This window comes from Mesorhizobium argentiipisi (SeqCode), from assembly GCF_037179585.1.
In the GTDB taxonomy this organism is placed as follows: Bacteria; Pseudomonadota; Alphaproteobacteria; order Rhizobiales; family Rhizobiaceae; genus Mesorhizobium; species Mesorhizobium argentiipisi.
On sequence record NZ_JAPYKO010000007.1, the window covers coordinates 90115 to 107563 of the forward strand.

At 63.1% G+C, this 17449-nt stretch carries 17 protein-coding genes; 10 read left to right on the forward strand and 7 right to left on the reverse strand.

From position 1 onward, the window contains the following. Positions 1 to 60 precede the first annotated feature (60 nt). The gene (locus tag O7A05_RS12740; protein WP_337093452.1) at positions 61 to 771 is read left to right on the forward strand and encodes a purine-nucleoside phosphorylase; all 711 of its coding nucleotides are present in this window, start codon (positions 61 to 63) and stop codon (positions 769 to 771) included. On the opposite strand, the gene O7A05_RS12745 is transcribed toward O7A05_RS12740, so the two are convergent. Continuing rightward, a complete protein-coding gene (locus O7A05_RS12745; protein WP_337093453.1) occupies positions 768 to 1073 on the reverse strand; it encodes a ribbon-helix-helix domain-containing protein in 306 nt (101 codons plus the stop codon). The two genes, O7A05_RS12740 and O7A05_RS12745, sit on opposite strands and share 4 nt — an antisense overlap. A 239-nt stretch (positions 1074 to 1312) precedes the next feature. Between O7A05_RS12745 and O7A05_RS12750 the strand changes: the two genes are divergently transcribed. From O7A05_RS12750 to O7A05_RS12760, 3 genes are all read left to right on the forward strand, one after another. Beyond that, positions 1313 to 1708, forward strand: coding sequence for a VOC family protein (locus O7A05_RS12750; protein ID WP_337093454.1), 396 nt, complete (start codon positions 1313 to 1315; stop codon positions 1706 to 1708). Positions 1709 to 1783: 75 nt separating this feature from the next. Then, complete coding sequence (locus O7A05_RS12755; protein WP_337093455.1) at positions 1784 to 2332, forward strand: gluconate 2-dehydrogenase subunit 3 family protein; 549 nt, start codon at positions 1784 to 1786, stop codon at positions 2330 to 2332. A 48-nt stretch (positions 2333 to 2380) separates the two neighbouring features. Beyond that, positions 2381 to 3952 carry a GMC family oxidoreductase gene (locus O7A05_RS12760; RefSeq protein WP_337093456.1) on the forward strand — a complete coding sequence of 524 codons (1572 nt, stop codon included), beginning with the start codon at positions 2381 to 2383 and terminating at the stop codon, positions 3950 to 3952. 62 nt (positions 3953 to 4014) lie between these two features. On the opposite strand, the gene O7A05_RS12765 is transcribed toward O7A05_RS12760, so the two are convergent. Further along, positions 4015 to 4404: a hypothetical protein gene (locus tag O7A05_RS12765; RefSeq protein ID WP_337093457.1), complete on the reverse strand. Its 390-nt coding sequence runs from the start codon at positions 4402 to 4404 to the stop codon at positions 4015 to 4017. A gap of 306 nt (positions 4405 to 4710) precedes the next feature. Between O7A05_RS12765 and urtA the strand changes: the two genes are divergently transcribed. From urtA to O7A05_RS12795, 6 genes are all read left to right on the forward strand, one after another. Further along, positions 4711 to 6021: an urea ABC transporter substrate-binding protein gene (gene urtA, locus O7A05_RS12770; RefSeq protein ID WP_337093458.1), complete on the forward strand. Its 1311-nt coding sequence runs from the start codon at positions 4711 to 4713 to the stop codon at positions 6019 to 6021. Between the two features lie 139 nt (positions 6022 to 6160). Beyond that, a complete protein-coding gene (gene urtB, locus O7A05_RS12775; RefSeq protein WP_337093459.1) occupies positions 6161 to 7777 on the forward strand; it encodes an urea ABC transporter permease subunit UrtB in 1617 nt (538 codons plus the stop codon). Further along, positions 7774 to 9000 carry an urea ABC transporter permease subunit UrtC gene (urtC, locus tag O7A05_RS12780; RefSeq protein ID WP_337093460.1) on the forward strand — a complete coding sequence of 409 codons (1227 nt, stop codon included), beginning with the start codon at positions 7774 to 7776 and terminating at the stop codon, positions 8998 to 9000. Before urtB ends, urtC begins: the two co-directional genes overlap by 4 nt. Positions 9001 to 9006: 6 nt before the next feature. After that, positions 9007 to 9753 carry an urea ABC transporter ATP-binding protein UrtD gene (urtD, locus tag O7A05_RS12785; protein ID WP_337093461.1) on the forward strand — a complete coding sequence of 249 codons (747 nt, stop codon included), beginning with the start codon at positions 9007 to 9009 and terminating at the stop codon, positions 9751 to 9753. A gap of 70 nt (positions 9754 to 9823) precedes the next feature. Then, positions 9824 to 10519: an urea ABC transporter ATP-binding subunit UrtE gene (gene urtE / locus O7A05_RS12790; RefSeq protein ID WP_140841175.1), complete on the forward strand. Its 696-nt coding sequence runs from the start codon at positions 9824 to 9826 to the stop codon at positions 10517 to 10519. Between the two features lie 265 nt (positions 10520 to 10784). Then, positions 10785 to 10961, forward strand: coding sequence for a hypothetical protein (locus tag O7A05_RS12795; protein ID WP_224511986.1), 177 nt, complete (start codon positions 10785 to 10787; stop codon positions 10959 to 10961). Between the two features lie 17 nt (positions 10962 to 10978). Here the strand turns inward: O7A05_RS12795 and O7A05_RS12800 are convergent, their stop codons facing one another. From O7A05_RS12800 to uvrA, 5 genes are all read right to left on the reverse strand, one after another. After that, on the reverse strand, positions 10979 to 12124 hold the full coding sequence (locus O7A05_RS12800; RefSeq protein WP_337093462.1) for a GGDEF domain-containing protein: 1146 nt from the start codon (positions 12122 to 12124) through the stop codon (positions 10979 to 10981). 113 nt (positions 12125 to 12237) lie between these two features. Continuing rightward, entirely contained in the window at positions 12238 to 12495 is a 258-nt protein-coding gene (locus O7A05_RS12805) for a hypothetical protein (protein WP_337093463.1), read from the reverse strand. A 141-nt stretch (positions 12496 to 12636) separates the two neighbouring features. Further along, on the reverse strand, positions 12637 to 13440 hold the full coding sequence (locus tag O7A05_RS12810) for a DUF72 domain-containing protein (protein WP_337093464.1): 804 nt from the start codon (positions 13438 to 13440) through the stop codon (positions 12637 to 12639). A gap of 26 nt (positions 13441 to 13466) precedes the next feature. Next, positions 13467 to 13931, reverse strand: a complete 465-nt coding sequence (locus O7A05_RS12815; RefSeq protein WP_337093465.1) for a GNAT family N-acetyltransferase — start codon at positions 13929 to 13931, stop codon at positions 13467 to 13469. Positions 13932 to 13965: 34 nt separating this feature from the next. Beyond that, entirely contained in the window at positions 13966 to 16887 is a 2922-nt protein-coding gene (gene uvrA / locus O7A05_RS12820; protein WP_337093466.1) for an excinuclease ABC subunit UvrA, read from the reverse strand. Positions 16888 to 17449 lie beyond the last annotated feature (562 nt).

The window sequence follows — 17449 nt, forward strand, 5'->3', positions numbered from 1 at the left end:
GCGCATTGCGGCAGTCCTGCCATGATGGTCGCCGGATGGGTCTATCAGGGGTGGTAGCGCGTGACGCCGCATATCGAGGCGGGCCGGGGGGACTATGCCGAAACGGTGCTGTTGCCGGGCGATCCCGAGCGCGCGCAATGGATGGCGGAGATGTTTCTCGAGGCGCCGCGCTGCGTGAACCGCCGAAGGGGCGCGCTGGGCTTCACCGGCCGGTTCCGCGGCAAGCCGGTCAGCATCCAGGCGACTGGGATAGGGGCGCCGTCTTTCCTGATTTATGCCTTTGAGCTGATGGAGTATTACGGCGTCAAAACGCTGATCCGCACCGGCACATGCGGCGGCTTGTCGGAAGACGTGCCTTTGCGCGGCGTCGTCGTCTCCAGCGAGGTCCGGGCCGAGAGTGCAATCAGCGGGCAAGTGTTCGGGCTTTACCAGCCGGCGGGGCCGGACCCGGCGCTGCATGCGCGGGCGCTGCAATGCGCCGCCGATCTCGGTATCGCCTGCAGCGCCGGACTGACGATCTGCAGCGACGTCTTCCACCATCCCGATGGCCGCGCTCGGTTTGACGAGCCGATGGCGCTGGGGGCGTTGGCCGTCGATATGGAAACCAGCGCCCTCTATCGCATTGCGGCACAGTTCGGCGCTCGAGCGCTGTCGCTGCTGACCGTCGTCGACCATGTCGCCACCGGCGAGCTGATCGACGATTCGGAGCGCCAGGCGCTTTTCACCGACATGACCCGGCTGGCGCTCGAAGTCGCAGTCGAGAGCAGTTAGGCGGCTTCCTGCTTCAATGCGGCCTGGTCTTCGGCGCTGGGCCGATGGCCGCGCAAATAGAGCGCGCAGGTCGTGCGCAGCATGGAAGCGAAGTTCGGGATCTCGCCGTTGATCTCGATCGCCTCGTCATAGAGCTTCGAGATGAATTTCGGCGTCGTCAGTCCCTGGCTGTCGGCGATCTCGTCAAGCAGACCCCAGAATGTCGATTCGAGCTGGATGCTGGTCGAATGGCCGTCGATGCGGATCGACCTGTTGATCTGCCGGTAGCCTTCCGGGTCCTGCCCGGCGAAGACTCTGCACATCGGTACCTCCCGTTGTTGTTTGTCTTGGGCGCCGATTGGGTTGGCTGGCGCCTTCTTGAACACTGCCTGCGTTGGTCATTTTCGATCCGATAGCCGCCGATGGCAATCAGACTTTCGTCCTTGGGATTGGAGCAACACTAGCCGTTTTCCAGCTCCTCGCGTGGTAATCGGCTGCCACCACCATTTTTCGCCGGCGCGCATAATCGGCTTCGAAAGCATGAGAGCTCACGGAGTCCGATTTGGCGAAGACGATCCATTCCATGATCAGGGTTCTCGACGAAGCGCGCTCCGTCGACTTCTACAACAAGGCCTTCGGCCTCGAGGTCGCCCAGCGGCTCGATTTCGAGACCTTCACGCTGATCTATCTCAGCAATGAGAGTTCGCCTTTCGAGGTGGAGCTGACCGTGAACAAGGGACGCACCGAGCCCTACGCGCTTGGCGACGGCTACGGCCATCTTGCCGTCTCGGTCGCCGATCTCGACAGCGAGCACGACCGGATCGGCGCGCTCGGTCTCAACCCGAAGAAGATCGTCGAGTTCAACCGCGACGGGGTGCAGATCGCCCGCTTTTTCTTCATCGAGGACCCTGACGGCTACAAGATCGAGGTCCTGCAGCGGGGAGGGCGTTTCAAATAGGAGATATCGCCGCGGAGAGGCGCGGCGCCAGCAACGGCACTCTCAAGGGTGCGAACAGCAAGCAGGGAGGAAATCATGGTTACAGTCTATGAGAAGAAGCCGGGCTACGAGAAGAAAGCCGGGCTTTCACGGCGCGAGCTTCTGAAGCGCGGAGGCGCCGGCGCGCTGCTCATCATCTCCGGCAGCGCCGTCATCAGCCCCGAACACGCCTGGGGTCTCGAACCCTCGGCGCTGAAGCCCGAGACGATGGCAACGCTGATCCAGGTGGCGCGCGACATCTATCCGCATGACCAGGTGCCGGACAAATATTACGCCATTGCCGTCAAGGGTCATGACGAGACGGCAGCCAAGGACCCGGCCCACAAGGAGCTGATCGAGAAGGGTATCGCCGAACTCGACAAGAAGGCCGGCAAGGGCGGCTATCGCGGGCTTGGCTGGGAAGAGCAGAGGGTGGCGCTGCTCACCGGTATCGAGAAGACGCCGTTCTTCCAGGCGGTGCGCGGCGGCCTTGTCGTCAGCCTCTACAACCAGAAGGAGGTGTGGCCGATCTTCGGCTACGAGGGCGAGTCCTACTCCAAGGGCGGCTACATCGCGCGCGGCTTCAACGACATCGAGTGGCTCTGAGCCGCTCTGCCACGAACCGCTTTTCGACAGATTTCATGGGAGGAAACCATGGCAGCGCAATTTGATCTAAACAACGACGGCGTTGTCGTCATCATCGGCTCCGGCGCGGGCGGCGGCACGCTCGGCAACGAACTCGCCCAGAAAGGCATCGACGTCGTCATCCTCGAGGCAGGCGCCCGCCACGAATATGAGGACTTCATCAACGACGAGTGGGAGTCCTTTGCCCAACTCGCCTGGAAGGACAAGCGCACCACTTCAGGCGACTGGCGCGTGGCCAAGGATTTCCCGAACTTGCCGGCCTGGATTGTCAAGTCGGTCGGGGGCTCGACCACGCACTGGGCCGGCGCTTCGCTGCGCTTTCAGGAGCATGAGTTCAAGGCGGCCACGACCTACGGCAAGGTCAAGGGCGCCAACCTCCTCGACTGGCCCGTGACGCTGGCCGAGATGGAGCAGTATTACGCCAAGGCCGAAGCCAAGATGGGTGTCACCGGCACCAACAATTGGCCGCGGCTGCCGGGCAACAACAATTTCAAGGTGCTCAAGGCCGGCGCCGACAAGCTCGGCTACAAGGAATGTCATACCGGCAACATGGCCATCAATTCGGTGGAGCGCGACGACCGCAATTCCTGCCAGCAGACCGGCTTCTGCTTCCAGGGCTGCAAATGGGGCGCCAAATGGTCGACGCTCTACACCGAGATCCCGAAGGGCGAGGCGACCGGGCATCTGGAGGTGCGGCCGAACTCGATGGCGATCAAGATCAATCATGACGCTTCAGGCAAGGTGACCGGCGTCGTCTATGCCGACAAGGACGGCAAGCTGCAGGAGCAGAAAGCCCGCATCGTCGCCGTCGCCGGCAATTCGATCGAGAGCCCGCGCCTGCTGCTCAACTCGGAATCATCGAAATTCCCGCGCGGGCTCGCCAACTCGTCGGGACAGGTGGGCAAGAACTACATGCGCCACACCACCGGCTCGGTCTATGCCCTCTTCGACAAGCCGGTGCACATGTATCGCGGCACCACCATGGCCGGCATCATCCGCGACGAGGCACGCCACGATCCATCGCGCGGCTTCGTCGGCGGCTATGAGATGGAGACCCTGTCGCTCGGCCTGCCATTCATGGCGGCCTTCCTCAATCCCGGCGGCTGGGGCCGCTCCTTCACCACGGCGCTCGACCATTACGACCATATGGCGGGCCTGTGGATCGTCGGCGAGGACATGCCGCGCGAAGAGAACCGCATCACGCTGCACAAGGACGAGAAGGACGAGCACGGCATGCCGATCGCTGACGTCCATTTCGACGATCATCCAAACGACGAGGCCATGCGCAACCATGCCTACAGCCAGGGTCAGGCGCTCTATGCCGCAGTCGGCGCGACCAGGACCTTCCCGACGCCGCCTTATCCTTCGACCCACAATCTCGGCACCAACCGGATGAGCGAAAAGCCGGAGGACGGTGTCGTCAACAAGCACGGCCAGTCGCACGATATCAAGAACCTGTTCGTCTCAGACGGCAGCCAGTTCACCACGGGTGCCGCGGAGAACCCGACGCTGACCATCGTGACGCTGGCGATCCGCCAGGCCGACTACATCGCCGCCCAGATGTCGGCGAAAACGATCTGACCTCCCGACTGCCTGCTGGCGCGGGACCCAAAAACGGGTTCCGCGCCTTTTTTTATCCGGGGCTATCTTCTGGTGCAGGTCGAAGCTGTGAAGGCGCCGTCCTGCTGCTTCATGATGATGTCGAAGGAGGGAGCGCTTGGGTCGTCCAGCGTCGCTTGGGTCATCGAGATCGAATTGCCGCCGGCGGTGTAGCCACCGAGCGGACCGAGCCAGGTGATCTCGCCATTGGGGTTCATCTGGTAATTGTAAGGCGGCGGCGCGGCGCCGAAGGACACCGGGCCGCTGTAGAGGCTGCCCTTGATGGTGATGTCGCCGAGGTTGAGGAACAGGCCGAGCAGGTAGACCTCGCAATGATAGACGCCGTCGGGGAGCTTGCCGTCGGCAAAATCGGCGAGGGCGCCGCCGGAGGCGGACATAAGAAGCAGGAAAGTCAGGATTGTTCGCAGGGCCATGACGTCGCTCGTTTGCACGGCGACCTTGCCCCATTTCGCCATGAGCCCGCAACAGGGCCGACAAAGCTATCCTTGTCGATATGGTGAAATCATAGGCATTTTTACTATTTGTACAAAATCTAGGCAGCGGTGCGTAAACTTTTCTCAATCCTGCCGCATCGCAGCAGAGGCGACAGTTGGGCGGCTATCATATAACCAGCTGTAATCACTGCGTTATAGCGAAATCAGTTCAGCGCATTCCTATCTGGCACGTCGCTTGCACCGCTAATATTGCGATGCAAAACAACCAGCTTGGGAGTGTGTCATATGAGGGGTAACTTCGCGAGAATAACAAAAATCCTGTCCGCCGGCGTCGTCGCGGCCGGTCTGCTGGCTTCAGCTTCCGCCAAGGCGGCTGAAGATACGATCAAGGTCGGTATCCTCCATTCGCTGTCGGGGACCATGGCGATTTCGGAGACGACGCTGAAAGACGTCATGCTGATGCTTATCGACGAGCAAAACGCCAAGGGCGGCCTGCTCGGCAAGAAACTGGAAGCCGTGGTCGTCGACCCGGCGTCCAACTGGCCGCTCTTCGCCGAAAAAGCGCGCGAGCTGATTTCCAAGGACAAGGTCGCGGCCGTGTTCGGCTGCTGGACCTCAGTGTCGCGCAAATCGGTGCTGCCGGTGTTCTCGGAACTCGACAACATCCTGTTCTATCCCGTCCAGTATGAGGGCGAGGAGAGCGAGCGCAACGTCTTCTACACCGGTGCGGCGCCGAACCAGCAGGCTATTCCGGCGGTTGATTACCTGATGAGCGCCGATGGCGGCTCGGTGAAGCGCTGGGTCCTCGAAGGCACCGACTATGTCTATCCGCGCACCACCAACAAGATCCTCGAAGCCTATCTCAAGTCGAAGGGCGTGCCGGCGGAGGACATCATGGTCAACTACACGCCGTTCGGCTTCTCGGACTGGCAGACCGAGGTTTCGGCGATCAAGAAATTCGGCTCGGCCGGCAAGAAGACGGCCGTGGTCTCGACCGTCAACGGCGATGCCAACGTGCCGTTCTACAAGGAACTCGGCAACCAGGGCGTCAAGGCCGAAGACATTCCGGTCATGGCCTTCTCGGTCGGCGAGGAAGAGCTGGCCGGCCTCGATACCGGACCTCTGGTCGGCCACCTCGCCGCCTGGAACTACTTTGAAAGCGTCGACACGCCGGAGAACAAGAAGTTCATCGACAACTGGCACAAGTTCATCAAGAACGACAAGCGCACCACCAACGACCCGATGGAAGCCCATTATATCGGCTTCAACATGTGGGTGAAGGCTGTCGAGAAGGCCGGCACCACCGATCCGGACAAGGTCATCGACGCCATGGTCGGCGTTTCGGTGCCGAACCTGACCGGCGGCTATTCGACGATGATGCCAAACCACCACATCACCAAGCCGGTACTGATCGGCGAGATCCAGGCCGACGGCCAGTTCGAGACCGTCTCACAGACGCCCGGCCTCGTCATGGGCGACGAATGGTCCGACTACCTGCCGGATTCCAAAGACCTGATCTCGGATTGGCGCGCGCCTCTGTCCTGCGGCAACTTCAACGTCGCCACCGGCAAGTGCGGCGGCAAGGGCACCAACTGACCCCGGTCCGGATCCAGGTCCGTGTTCTCCCAGGTCTGGCGGATCGCGGAGTGGCCCCACGATCCGAGACCGCAGCCCGGGCAGGTTCCTGACCGCCCGGGCAAGATCCCGAAACCAAGAAAGCTGCTTGAAGACGACAATGCTGCTGCTGCGCGCAATTGGTCTGATGTTGCTGCTGACGATGGCTGGACTGCTGCCGTCGAAGGCAGCCGAGGCCGACCTTCGCGCGACGATCGCCAAATTCGCGGCTGCAACCGGCTTCTCGACCACCGAGGCCGTCGTGCGCGAGCTGGCCGCGAGCGGCGATCCGGCCGTCGAGCGGCCTCTCTCGGCGCTGGCCGACGGCAATCTCTACATTCGCAAGAGCGACTCCCAGGCCTTCGTTGGCAAGGAAGCGGGAGACGGCATCGAGTTGCTCGATCCATTGAGCGGCGAAAAGACTGCCGACGCCGCCAAGGCCGACCTCACCAAGATCAAGGTCAACAATGGGCTCCGCCGCGTTATCCGCGATGCCCTGGGCACGCTGACCTTGCGCGCCAAGGACGCCAGCGTGCGCCTCGCCGCCGCGGCGACCATGTTCAAGACGCCCGATGCGGCGAACATCGAGCCGCTCGATGCCGCCTTAGCGGCCGAGACCGAACCGGGCGTCAAAACCCTGTTCGAGCAGGCGCGCGCGGCGTCGGTTCTGGTTTCCGACAAGCCCGAAGGCGACAAGCTCGCGGCGATCTCGGTCGTCGCCGCGCGTGGTGATCGCGACGCGCTCTCGCTGCTCACCTCAGTTGAGGCGAATGCCCAGGGCGCGGTCAAGGAGGCGGCGACCGCGGCGATCGGCAAGATCGACGCGACGCTGGCCGTGTGGGACGCCGGTCAGAACATCTGGTACGGCATTTCGCTGGGATCGGTGCTGCTGCTTGCGGCGATCGGGCTTGCCATCACCTTCGGCGTCATGGGCGTCATCAACATGGCGCATGGCGAGATGGTGATGCTCGGCGCCTATACCACCTTTATCGTCCAGCAAGTCATCCGTACCTCGTTTCCGGGCCTGTTCGACTGGTCGCTGGTGATCGCGCTGCCGCTCGCCTTCCTTGTCGCGGGGCTGGTCGGCCTTGCAATCGAACGCGGCATCATCCGCTTCCTCTATGGCCGCCCGCTGGAAACGCTTCTGGCCACCTGGGGCGTCTCGCTGGTCCTGCAGCAGGCGGTGCGCACCATCTTCGGGCCGACCAACCAGGAGGTCGGCAATCCGTCCTGGATGTCGGGTTCGTTCGATGTCGGCCAGCTGGCCATCACCTGGAACCGGCTGTGGATCCTGGCGTTCGCGCTCGCCGTGTTCGGTGTGCTGCTCTACGTCATGAAGCGCACGCCCTGGGGGCTGCAGATGCGTGCCGTCACCGCCAACCGCCGCATGGCCGCCTCGATGGGCATCAGGACGCCATGGGTCGACGCGCTGACCTTTGCGTTGGGCTCGGGCATCGCCGGGATCGCGGGCGTGGCGCTCAGCCAGATCGACAATGTCTCGCCCAATCTCGGCCGCGGCTACATCATCGACAGTTTCATGGTCGTGGTCTTCGGCGGCGTCGGCAATCTGTGGGGGACGCTGGTCGGCGCCTTTTCGCTCGGCATCGTCAACAAATTCCTCGAACCCTATGCCGGCGCGGTGCTCGGCAAGATCGTCGTTCTGGTGCTGATCATCCTCTTCATCCAGAAGCGTCCGCGCGGCCTGTTCGCGCTGAAGGGCAGGGCGGTGGAAGCATGATCACGCAACGCTTCTTCGGCGCCGACCGTCGGATCGCCGCCACGATCCTCGCGCTGCTCGCGGCGGCCATTACCGTGCCGCTGCTCAACCTGGCGGTCTCGCCGCAAAGCGCCTTCTACATCCCGCCTTACATCGTGGCGCTGGTCGGCAAATATCTCTGCTACGCGCTGCTGGCGCTCGCGCTCGATCTCGTCTGGGGCTATTGCGGCATCCTTTCGCTCGGCCATGGCGCCTTTTTCGCGCTCGGCGGCTATGCGATGGGCATGTATCTGATGCGGCAGATCGGCTCGCGCGGCGTTTACGGCAATCCGATCCTGCCGGACTTCATGGTGTTCCTGAACTACAAGGAACTGCCCTGGTTCTGGCACGGCTTCGATCATTTCTGGTTTGCGGCGCTGATGGTGCTGGCCGTGCCCGGCCTGCTCGCCTTCGTCTTCGGCTGGTTCGCCTTCCGCAGCCGCGTCACCGGCGTCTATCTGTCGATCATCACCCAGGCGATGACCTATGCGCTGCTGCTCGCCTTCTTCCGCAACGACATGGGATTCGGCGGCAACAACGGCCTGACCGATTTCAAGGATATTCTGGGCTTCAACGTGCAGGCGGACGCGACGCGTTCGGCGCTGTTTGCGGCCAGCGCCGTTATGCTGGCGCTCGCTGTCTTCGTTACCGCGGCGATCGTGCGCTCCAAATACGGCAAGCTCCTGATGGCGGTGCGCGACGCCGAAAGCCGTACCCGCTTCCTCGGCTGGCGGGCCGAGAACGTCAAGCTGTTCGCCTTCGTCGTTTCCGCAATCATGGCCGGCATTGCCGGCGCGCTTTACGTGCCGCAAGTCGGCATCATCAATCCCGGCGAATTCGACCCGGCCAACTCGATCGAGGTGGTGATCTGGACCGCGGTCGGCGGGCGCGGCACCCTTGTCGGCCCGATCCTCGGCGCGTTGCTCGTCAACGCCGGCAAATCCTGGTTCACCGGCGTGCTGCCGGAATTCTGGCTGTTCGCGCTGGGCGGCCTGTTCGTCGCCGTCACGCTGCTTTTGCCAAAGGGCATCGTCGGCATGTGGGATGCCTGGCGCAGCCAGGCCAAGGCGCTGCGCTCAGCTTCACTTGCGGCGGAAGCCGGCGCCGATCTCGAGGAGCCGCCGGAGCCGAAGATCGTGCGCTCGGCTGCGCGGACGCCGGGCGCCTGGTCGGCTTCCGGCGCCGAACCGCAGCCGGCGGAGTGAGCGATCATGAGCAAGTCGAACACCATCCTTTATCTCGACGGCGTCTCGGTTTCCTTTGACGGCTTTCGTGCCATCAACAACCTGTCGCTGGTGCTCGACAAGGGCGAGATGCGCGCCATCATCGGCCCCAACGGCGCCGGCAAGACGACGATGATGGATATCGTCACCGGGAAGACGCGGCCGGACGAGGGCGAGGTGTTCTTCGACGGCGAGGTCGATCTCAGCCGGCATGACGAGGCCGAAATCGCCATGATGGGCATCGGCCGCAAGTTCCAGAAGCCGACGGTCTTCGAGAGCCACAGCGTCGAGGACAATCTGATGCTGGCGCTGAAGGGGCCGCGTTCGATCTTCCCGGCGCTTTTCCATCGCCGCTCGGCGGCCGAGACGCGGCGCATCAACGACATCCTCGGCATCATCCGTCTCGGCGACAAGCGCAGCGAGCTGGCCGCCAACCTCAGCCACGGCCAGAAGCAATGGCTGGAGATCGGCATGCTCTTGGCGCAGGACCCAAAACTTTTGCTCGTCGACGAGCCGGTCGCCGGCATGACCGATGCGGAGACGGAGGAGACCGCGCGGCTGCTCAAGGACATCGCCCGCGACCATTCGGTGGTGGTCGTCGAGCACGACATGCATTTCGTGCGCGAGCTCGGCGTCAAGGTCACCTGCCTGCACGAGGGCTCTGTGCTGTCGGAAGGCACGCTCGATTTCGTCTCGGCGGACGAGCGTGTCGTCGAAGTCTATCTGGGGCGGTGAGCATGGTCTGGCGGGTTCCATTTTGCCGTTTCGATCTCGCTTTCCTGAAGCGCTGGAGAAGGGGCTGACCATGCTTGAAGTCTCCAATGCCACGCTGCATTACGGCGCCGCCCAGGCGCTGCGCGGCGTTTCGCTGAAGGCGGGTGCCGGCAAGATCACTTGCGTGCTCGGCCGAAACGGCGTCGGCAAAACCAGTTTGATGAGATCGATCGTCGGCCATCACAGGCTGACGAGCGGAAGCGTTGCCTTCGAGGGGAAGGCGCTCGACCGGAGCGCGGCGTATGATCGCGCCCGGTCGGGCATCGCATTCGTGCCGCAGGGCAGGGAAGTCTTTCCGCTGCTCACGGTGCGCGAAAACCTGGAGTCCGGCTTCGCACCGTTGAGGCGCGCCGACCGCAACATTCCGGCCTATGTCTTCGAGCTGTTTCCGGTCTTGAAGCAGATGCTCGGCCGCCGCGGCGGCGATCTCTCCGGCGGCCAGCAGCAGCAACTTGCCATCGGCCGAGCGCTGGTGATGCGACCCAAGCTCCTGGTGCTCGACGAGCCGACCGAAGGTATCCAGCCGTCCATCATCAAGGATATCGGCCGCGCCATCCGGTATCTCCGCGACCAGGCGGGGATCGCCGTGCTTCTGGTCGAGCAATATCTCGACTTCTGCCGGGAACTTGCCGACGAGGTCAACATCATGGATCGCGGCCAGATCGTGCATACCGGCCCCGCCGAAGACCTCGACCGGGCGGATGTGCGGAAGTTTCTGACAGTCTAAAATCGTTTTCTCGACTTCGCTTGACATAGCAGGCGGCAGCAAGCCCAGTATTTCTCTCCGCTGGCCCAGCCCAGCTCTGGTGCGTTGAATACCGCATGCTAGTCTTTTCTTGGCCTTGGTGAGTCGGCCGCTTTCCGTATCAGTTGCGAATGAGGGGAAGGCGCGTGGACGCCGCGCGCAAGTTCCACGCAAGCAAGCCTGCCTAGTTTTCTCCCCAGTGATTGTCGGTCAACGCGTCCAAAAAGATTCGTGCCAGGGGACGGCGATGGAACGTTTTGTCGAGGACTATCAGAAGCGGCGGCTTACCGATCGCGTCGATATCATGACTGCGATTAACATCCTGATGTCGCAGGGCTATGAGGAGGATGATCTGCTGGGTGAAATGACCAAGGTCTTCTACGTCGACCTCGACGCATTCAACGAAGTGATCGCCCACCACTGAGGGCGATGCCCCAAGCCTCAACCGGCGCGGCGAAAATCCAGGACGCGGTTGCGGCCGCCGCGCTTGGCGGCATAGAGCGCCTTGTCGGCGGCGCTGAGCACCTTGTCGAAGCTCATGCCATCGCTGTTGCCGAAGGCGAAGCCGGCGCTGACCGTGCAGCGCAACGGCCCGGTTTCCGTCTCAACAATGCGCGCGGCGAACGCGGCCCTGACACGTTCGGCCGTCGCCTCGGCCGTCTCTGGCAAGGTGCGCCTCAACACCATCGCGAATTCCTCGCCACCCATGCGGGCGACTGAGTCGCTCGGACGCAGGTCGGCGGAGAGCACTTGGGCAAAAACCTTCAGCACCTCGTCGCCGGCGGCATGGCCGAACTGGTCGTTGATCGCCTTGAAGCCGTCGAGGTCGAACACCACCACCGCCGTGAAAGCGCTGACCGGCGTCTTGCCGTGCAGGTCGAACAACGCGCGGCGGTTGAGCAGTCCGGTCAGCACGTCGGTCTCGGCCTCATGCTTGTGATGGCGCGCGAGCCGCCCCTGGTTGAGCGCCAGCGACAGCGCGCCGATGCCGGTCATCGAGGCGATGACGATGACCAAGCTCAGATCTTCCGCCCAGTTGCTCGGCGCGTGGCCGAGGATGAGTTTCCGGTCCCAAGCCAGCACGGCCGCGCAAAGCACGAAGGAAACAGCGGTCAACGAATATAGCAACGCCACGCCCACGAGTTGCGCCGGTGCCTCCTCGCGACCCTTCCAATATTCATGCGCGGTGCCGAATAGGAGCAGCGCGGCAAGGAAATTCTCAATCATGAAGCCGAGACCGTCATAGCCGAGCGCCATTGGCGGTAACGCCAGCGCAAAGGAGATGGCAGTGCCAAGCGTGATGCGCGGCAGCGGCGAGCGGCCGGTCCGGAACTGGTGGGCGGCGCCCAACATCACCGAGAAGCCGAACAGCAGCAGCGCCAGCGCCAGGATGCCGAGGGCTGTTCCAGGCGCATCGATATAGGCGTTATAGACAAAAACCTCCGCCACTACCACCAGCACGCTGGTCGCCCATGTCAGCAGGAACCTGTCGGAACGGGCGGTCAGCCAGGTTCCGAACAGGGTGAGGCTGAGGCAGGCTGCGGAGAAACCGACGGCCAGCAGCAATGAATTGTAGTCGAGAAGCATGCACTCGCCCTTGCCGCCGCCGGGTCTCTGCAACCTGTCGTGCGTGCATTAGTGCGGCAAGGAAGTATCGATTGCGTTACGATAGCGGTGAAGATGCCATTAATTCCGCGGCGTCAGAGGACCGCCACCAACAATAACAGGATGATACCGACCCCCATCATCAGCAGACCCGGCCAGTTCTGCGAAAGGCCGAGGAAACCGAGGCCGCGCCGGCGTGGCTCGAGCGTCGGGCCAGGCGTTGTGAGGTTTGGTATCGGGCGATCCGAGGCGGCAGGTGCCGGATCGCTAAGTTTCCCGCGCCTGAGGACCGCACCCGCCATGTACACAATGCCGGCGACAATGAGCAATGCCCCGATGAGGATGACAGCCATATCACCTCGCTTTCTTCGGGCTCCTCCGATGCCGGAGCCTGGGCCATTGTTCCGCGAAAGCTCACCGCTGTGAAAACCGGCTCCCGGCGAGAAAGGCAAAACGGTCAAGATGCCTCGTAAGTTCCGACGGAGCTCGCCCCTTCAATCAGTCACTCGCTTCATCAGCGCCATCGCGCCGAAAGGTGCGCGCACCTTGCCTTCGGTGATGAAGTAGGCGAACACGTCGCGCGGCTTGTCCGGCGCATCGGTCTTGGGATCGGCGCGCGGCAGGTCGGCGGGTTGCTTGCCCTCCGCCCATGTCCTCACGCGTCCCGCCCATTCGTCGAGGCCTTTCGGGGTGTAGCAGTCGGGGTTGTCGTCGCTGCCGGTCTGCAGCCGCGCATAGACGAAGTCGCCGGTTACATCGGCGATCGCCGGATATTTTGCGTGGTCGGCATAGACGATCGCCGCGTTGTATTTTCGGGCGAGCGCCGGGAACTCCGGCACGATGAAGCTGTCATGCCGCACTTCCAGCGCGTGGCGCAGAGCCACGCCGTCCTGCTTCTCGGGCAGAAGTTTCAGGAAAGCTTCGAAATCGTCGGCGTCGAACTTCTTGGTCGGCGCGAACTGCCACAGGATCGGGCCGAGCTTCTCGCCGAGCGCGGCGACGCCGGAGCCGAGGAAGCGCATCATCGATTCGCCGGCTTCGCCGAGCACCCTCCGGTTGGTGACGAAGCGGTTGCCTTTGAGCGAGAAGACGAAACCCTCCGGCGCTTCGTTGGCCCATTTGGCGAAAGTCGGTTCCTTGAAGCTGGAATAATAGGTGCCGTTGACCTCGATGGTTGGCACCTGCCGGCTGGCATAGTGGAGTTGCTTGGCCTTGGCGAGCTTCTCCGGATAGAAGGAGGTGTCCCAGGGCTCGAAAGTCCAGCCGCCCATGCCGGAGCGGATTTTTCCTTGGCTCATTGTCGTCCTCCTCCGTTCAACTGTGATCAGGCGGCTCGGTCGACCGGCTTCACCATGCCGACCAGGGTCCATCCTGGCCGGTGTCGGTTGGCGCGGCGACCCGTTTCGCGATAGCCGTAGGCGGAATAGAGCGCGATGTTCCGCTCCATCCGCGAATTGGTGTAAAGCCGCACCTCCGGCACGCCCCACGACCGCGCCTGCTGGTCGGCGAAGTTGAGCAGTTTGATGCCGAGTTTTTTACCCTGAAAGGCCGGCGCGACGGCGACGCTGAAAATCATGGCGTGGTCGGGATGACGCTCGAGGACGATCAGCCCGGCCAGTTCGCCGCCGCTCTCCAGCAGCCAGATTTCGCCGCGCTCGATGCGCGGCGCGTAGTCTTCCGTCACCGGGATCGGCGGGGCGCCGAACAGAGTAGTGTAGGGCGCATAGGCGGCCGTGGTTAGCGCGACAACGGCAGGGAGATCACCGGAAAGCGCGCTTCTAATTGTCATTCAAACGCCCTCCAGACACCGACGACAGGCGCGCTCACTCAGCCGCTTCGCGTTTGCCTCCGGGGCGCCGTTCCAGGAGCTCCTTCAGGAACTGGCCGGTGTAGCTGCGCCTCTCGCGCACGATCGCTTCCGGCGTGCCCGACGCCACCAACTCGCCGCCGCCGTCGCCGCCTTCGGGGCCGAGGTCCAGTACCCAGTCGGCAGTTTTGATCACCTCGAGATTGTGCTCGATCACCACCACCGTGTTGCCCTGGTCGACCAACTCGTGCAGCACTTCGAGCAGCTTGGCGACGTCATGGAAGTGCAGGCCGGTGGTCGGCTCGTCGAGGATGTAGAGCGTCTTGCCGGTCGCTTTGCGCGACAGTTCCTTGGCGAGTTTTATCCGCTGCGCCTCGCCGCCGGAGAGTGTCGTCGCCTGCTGGCCGATATGGATGTAACCCAAGCCGACCTGCTTCAGCGTCTCCAGCTTGTCGCGCACGCCCGGCACCGCCGAGAAGAACTCGACGCCTTCCTCGACCGTCATGTCGAGCACGTCGGCGATCGACTTGCCCTTGAACTGCACGTCGAGCGTCTCGCGGTTGTAGCGCTTGCCGTGGCAGACGTCGCAGGTGACGTAGACGTCGGGCAGGAAGTGCATCTCGATCTTGATCACGCCATCGCCCTGGCAGGCCTCGCAGCGGCCGCCCTTGACGTTGAAGGAAAAGCGGCCCGGCTGGTAGCCGCGCGCTTTGGCCTCGGGGAGCCCCGCGAACCAGTCGCGGATCGGCGTGAAGGCGCCCGTGTAGGTCGCCGGGTTCGAGCGCGGCGTGCGGCCGATCGGCGACTGGTCGATGTCGATGACCTTGTCGAGGAATTCCAGCCCCTCGATGCGGTCATGCTCGGCCGGATGCTCGCGCGAGCCCATGATGCGGCGCGAGGCGGCCTTGAACAGCGTCTCGATCAGGAAGGTCGACTTGCCGCCGCCGGACACGCCGGTGACAGCCGTGAACGTGCCGAGCGGGATTTCGGCCGTCACGTTCTTCAGGTTGTTGCCGCGCGCGCCGACCACCTTGATGCGCCGGTTCTTCTTCGCCTCGCGGCGCACCGCGGGCGTCGCCACTTCGAGTTCGCCCGACAAATATTTGCCGGTGATCGAGGCGGGTGTGGCCATGATCTGCTGCGGCGTGCCCTGCGCGATAATCTGGCCGCCATGGATGCCGGCGGCGGGGCCGATGTCCACGACATAGTCGGCATGCAGGATGGCGTCCTCGTCATGCTCGACGACGATCACCGTGTTGCCGATGTCGCGCAGGTGCTTGAGCGTATCGAGCAGGCGCGCATTGTCGCGCTGGTGCAGGCCGATCGACGGCTCGTCGAGCACATAGAGCACGCCGGTGAGACCCGAGCCGATCTGCGAAGCGAGCCGGATGCGCTGGCTCTCGCCGCCCGACAGCGTGCCGGAGTTGCGCGACAGCGTCAGATAGTCGAGGCCGACATCGTTGAGGAAACGCAGCCGCTCGCGGATTTCCTTGAGCACGCGCACCGCAATCTCGTTCTGCTTCTCGTTGAGCTCTCCCGGCAGGTCGGTGAACCATTGGTCGGCCTTGCGGATCGACATCTGGGTGACTTCGCCGATATGCTTGCCAGCGATCTTCACTGCCAGCGCTTCCGGCTTCAGCCTGTAGCCGTTGCAGGCGGGGCAGGGAGTGGCCGACATGAAGCGCTCGATCTCCTCGCGCATCCAGGCCGATTCCGTTTCCTTCCAGCGCCGGTCGAGATTGGGGATGACGCCCTCGAAGGTTTTGGTGGTCTTATAGGAGCGCAGGCCGTCATCATACTGGAAGGTGATCTCGCGCTCGCCGGTGCCGTGCAGCACAGCTTTCTGCGCCTCGGCGCTCAGATCCTTGAACTTGTCGCCGAGCTTGAAGCCATAGGCCTTGCCGAGCGCTTCCAACGTCTGCGCGTAATAAGGCGAGGTCGACTTCGCCCACGGGCTGATGGCGCCGTCGCGCAGCGAGACGTTCTCGTCTGGCACGACGAGGTTGGGATCGATGGCGCGCTGGCTGCCGAGGCCATCGCAGGTCGGGCAGGCGCCGAACGGATTGTTGAAGGAGAACAGCCTGGGCTCGATCTCGGGAATGGTGAAGCCGGACACCGGGCAGGCGAATTTCTCCGAGAACAGGATGCGCTCATGCGTCTCGTTCTTCGACTTGTTGACCGAGTCCTCGCCGGTCAGGCTGGCATCGAGCGGCTTGTCGGCGAACTCGGCCACAGCCAGGCCTTCGGCGAGCTTCAGCGCGGTCTCCATCGAATCCGCCAGCCGGGTCGCCAGATCGCTGCGCACGACGATGCGGTCGACGACCACGTCTATGTCGTGCTTGTACTTCTTGTCCAGCGCTGGGACATCGGCGATCTCGTAGAAGACGCCGTCGACCTTGACGCGCTGGAATCCCTTCTTCTGCAGCTCCAGGAGTTCCTTGCGGTACTCACCCTTGCGGCCGCGCACGATCGGCGCCAGCAGGAACAGGCGCGTGCCTTCTTCCAGCGCCAGCACGCGATCGACCATCTGGCTGACCGTCTGGCTCTCGATCGGCAGGCCGGTGGCCGGCGAATAGGGGATGCCGACACGCGCGAACAGAAGGCGCATATAATCGTAGATCTCGGTGACGGTGCCGACCGTCGAGCGCGGGTTGCGCGAGGTGGTCTTCTGCTCGATCGAGATGGCGGGCGACAGGCCGTCGATCTGGTCGACGTCCGGCTTCTGCATCATCTCCAGGAACTGGCGGGCATAGGCCGACAGGCTTTCGACGTAGCGGCGCTGGCCCTCGGCATAGATGGTGTCGAAGGCAAGCGACGATTTGCCGGAGCCCGACAGTCCAGTCATGACGATCAGGCTGTCGCGCGGCAGGTCGAGATCCACGTTCTTGAGATTGTGTTCGCGCGCCCCGCGAATGGAAAGGTATTTTTGGTCGGCCATCGCCGGTCGCCGCCTCAGATCTGGAATTTACTGGATTGGGCGGGTTCTTCCCGGCCATCCCCTATGTAGGTATTTTCGCCGCCACGTCGAGAGACGCCACAGTCTCGACGGAAGAAGCCGATCATGGGTTTAACCGCCTTTCGCGCGAGCCGGCAAGCGGAAAGAACAAAGGCCGAACACGCTCCTGACAAAGCGCTGTGGAAACAGTCGCACAAGCGTTGTGGAAACAAGCGCGTTTAGCGTTGTGGAAACGGTCGCCCGAAACTTTGTGGAGATACGTGCCGCCGATGCCGCCTCGTTCCGCAGAGCCACCCGACTTACCCGCACGTAACCTCCAGGCGATCACATTTTTCGGTAACCGGCTATTCAACGGTTGACGCCAGTGACTCACGGGAGCAGTCTCAAAAGCGTCAACGAAGCCGGCCGTCTTTCGATGGCCTCGCCGCCCAACAGGCGGCCTGCGAGACGCCGCAGGCGTAGCGATTAGTGCTTCGAACGACATTGTCGCAATGGGCATAAGGAGCGGAGCATGACGCCACCGGACAGTCCCTTGAGGCTCCAC